Below are 2,110 nucleotides of genomic sequence, written 5' to 3' on the forward strand. Positions count from 1 at the left end.
TGGTATGCCTGTCGATTACAAGCTGGCCGGTGTCGTCGTCGAGCAGCAGCCACAACAGGTCGTGGGTAATCGCGGTCATGCGGTCACCCTGACGCAGGGCGGCTGTGGAATCGCTGAGAGGCGCTGGCGCCGACCATGTCTCATCGGGCGGTTCTGTCCGGCTGGGCGTCGACGGTGCGGGTCGAACCGGCTTGCCGGCGTGAGCGTCGTCGCAGATACAACACCGCGGCCGTCACGATCGCGAGACCCACGACCGCCGCGACGGCGTAGCTCGGGCCACGCAGTACGTCCTCGACATGGCGCCAGTTCGCGCCCGCGAGGTAGCCGCCGATCGCGAGGGCCGCGGTCCACGGCAGGCAGCCGGCCACGGTGTAGATCCCGAACCGCATGCCGGGCATCTCGGCGATCCCGGCGGGCAACGAGATGAATGTGCGAATCCCGGGGAGCAGCCGGGCCCAGAACACGGCCGCGCGCCCGTGCCGGTCGAACCATTCCTGCGCGCGATCGACCTCTTCGGTGCGCAGCAGCACGTATCGGCCCCACCGATGCAGGGCAGGGCGCCCACCCCACCGCCCAGCCAGCCAGGCGAGATAGCTGCCCGCGACATTGCCCAGCGTGCCGGCGGCGATGACAGCCACCAGATTGGGGTGCGCTTCGCCGACCGCCCCGGCGGCCAGCGCACCGCCGAGCAGCATCGTCACCTCCGAGGGGATCGGGATACACGCCGATTCGGCCGCCATCAACACCACGATGGCGACAAGTCCGTAGGTGAGGATCAGATGTTGCATTTCGATGGTGGGCTTTCTGCGGGGACTGTTCGGTCGAGCACGCACTACGAAAGAACAGGGCATCGCGATCGACAACACCGGATTCGGTGTCGAGGCCACCATGGCAGGCGCCGGCTGTGATGACGCTGAGAGCGATGGCCGAGTAGGGGCATCGATCGCCCACAATGTGGTCACGGTGTAGCGAACGAACACGGACGGAGTCGGTATGCGGCGGCCACTGGGGGTCAGCGAGCGCTTGGAAGCGTTGTGGCCGCCGTCGCGGTGGGGTCTGCGGCTTCGCTCGGCATTGGTCACCACCGCGGTCATCACCGTGGTCCTCGGCTTCGGTGCCGGGATCATGTTGTGGCTGCTGTATCGATCGCTGATCGGCACCGTGGACGCTGCCGCCACCGCCCGTCTCGACGACATCACGGCGCAACTGCGCACGACCGCACCCGCGGCGCTGAACCCGGCGTTGCTCGCACCGAACGGGTACGTCGAGATCGTCGAAATCACCGACCCGTCCGGGCGGATCCTTCGATCCTCCGGCGGCGACTCTGCGCCTGTGGCGCCGAACGCGCAGACCGTCGTCGGACAGTCGGTGGCTGGAGATTCCGATCTACGGCTATCGGCACGCCCGGTCGAGTCCCCGGCCGGGCCGGTCACGGTGGTGGTGGCGGCCGACATCGAATCGGTGGAAGACACGATGGCGGAGGTGGCGATCGCATTGGCCGTCGGCGCCCCGGTCGTCGTGGTGGTCGCTGCCGGGGCAACCTATGCGCTGGTCGGTCGGTCGCTGCGGTCGGTGGAGGCGATCCGGTCCCGGGTCGGGGGGATCGGCAGCACCGAACTGGCCGAACGGGTGCCCGTGCCGCCCGCGCGCGACGAGGTCGCCCGGCTAGCTGTCACCATGAACGAAATGCTCGGCCGCATCGAAGCCGGCCACATTGCCCAGCGCCGGTTCCTCTCCGATGCCTCCCACGAGCTGCGCAGCCCACTGGCCACCGTGCTCGGCGGCCTGGAGCTGGCCCGCGACCATCCCCCCGCGTTCGACACCGATCTCGCCGCCGACACGCTCCTCCCGGAAGCCGAACGCATGCGCTACCTCATCGACGACCTGCTCACCCTGGCCGCCGCCGACGAAAACGGCCTCACCCTGCACACCACCGACGTCGACCTCGACGACGTCGCCGCCATCGCCCTCGGGGCAGTGCGGGGCCGCGATCACCTGACAGTGACCACGGACCTGCGCCCGGTCAGACTCCGCGGCGACGCGCGATCACTGACGCGAGTAGCGCGAAACCTTCTCGGCAATGCCTTCATCCACTCCCGCTCGGTCGTCG

At 68.9% G+C, this 2,110-nt stretch carries 2 protein-coding genes; one reads left to right on the plus strand and one right to left on the minus strand.

The genetic code is table 11. The features are described from left to right. Positions 1–140 precede the first annotated feature (140 nt). Positions 141–980, minus strand: coding sequence for a DedA family protein (locus ACGF5C_RS34275; RefSeq protein ID WP_393308497.1), 840 nt, complete (start codon positions 978–980; stop codon positions 141–143). A gap of 13 nt (positions 981–993) precedes the next feature. On the opposite strand from ACGF5C_RS34275, the gene ACGF5C_RS34280 reads away from it, so the two are divergent. Beyond that, positions 994–2,110, plus strand: a 1,117-nt coding sequence (locus ACGF5C_RS34280) for a sensor histidine kinase (RefSeq protein ID WP_393308500.1), incomplete at its 3' end; no start/stop codon positions are given.

It is taken from the genome of Micromonospora sp. NPDC047620 (assembly GCF_043205005.1).
Classification (GTDB): domain Bacteria; phylum Actinomycetota; class Actinomycetes; order Mycobacteriales; family Micromonosporaceae; genus Micromonospora.